Source organism: Nonomuraea aridisoli, assembly GCF_003236395.1.
Classification (GTDB): Bacteria; Actinomycetota; Actinomycetes; order Streptosporangiales; family Streptosporangiaceae; genus Nonomuraea; species Nonomuraea aridisoli.
Map to the genome: position 1 here is coordinate 1 of NZ_POUD01000601.1, position 907 is coordinate 907.

Consider the following 907-nt stretch of genomic DNA (forward strand, 5'->3'; position numbering starts at 1 on the left):
AGGTGGCGATCTGTATGGGTGACGGGCACGCGCCTGGCCGGTCCGAGCAGGAGGACCTGCTCTGCGCCGGATGGGAGAGTCACCGGTCCGCGGTCTTCGGCGTCGCCTACCGGCTGCTGGGGAGTGTGGCCGATGCCGAGGATGTCACCCAGGACGTGTGGTTGCGGGCGACCGGGGCGGATCTGCGGAAGGTCGATGATCTGCGGGCCTGGCTGGTGACGGTGGCCGCGCGGCGGTCGTACGACATTCTCAAGAGCGCGCGTTTTCGCCGGGAGACGTATGTCGGGCCGTGGTTGCCGGAGCCGCTGCTGACGGGACGGGACGCCTCCGAGCAGGTCTTGGTCGATGAGTCCGTCAGCTCGGCGATGCTGCTGATCATGGAAGAGCTCAGCCCGCCGGAGCGGGTGGCGTTCGTCCTGCACGATGTCTTCGGTCTGGAGTTCGGCCGGATCGCCGACGTGCTGGACGTCTCCGCGCCGGCCGCCCGTCAGCTCGCCTCGCGGGCGCGGCGGCGGGTGGCCACGGCGAAGCAGTCTTCGCCGCAGGCGTCGAAGGCCGAGCGTGAACGTGTCCTGCTGGCCTTCCGCGCCGCCTACGAGGCCGGAGACCTGGCCGGCCTGGTCCAGCTCCTGCACCCGGACGCCGTCTACGTCACCGACGGCGGCGGCAAGATCTCCGCGGCGCGCAAGCCCATCCTCGGCGGTGAGCGCATCGCCGAGGTGATGGTCCGCGTGGGCCGCCAGTGGCGTCCGGACCGCATCGACCTCGCCGAGGTCGGCGGCGAACTCGCCTTGGTGTTCCACCGGGAGGGCACGGTCTACTCCGTGGACACGCTGCAGATCACCGACGGCCTGATCACCGGGTACCGCAGGGTCATGAATCCCGACAAACTCCTGCGCGTCTGAGC

1 protein-coding gene is annotated in these 907 nt (G+C 70.1%); it reads left to right on the plus strand.

From position 1 onward, the window contains the following. The coding region (gene sigJ / locus C1J01_RS48330) for an RNA polymerase sigma factor SigJ (protein ID WP_328589764.1) at nucleotides 1-905 on the plus strand (905 nt) is incomplete at its 5' end. Nucleotides 906-907: the final 2 nt, after the last annotated feature.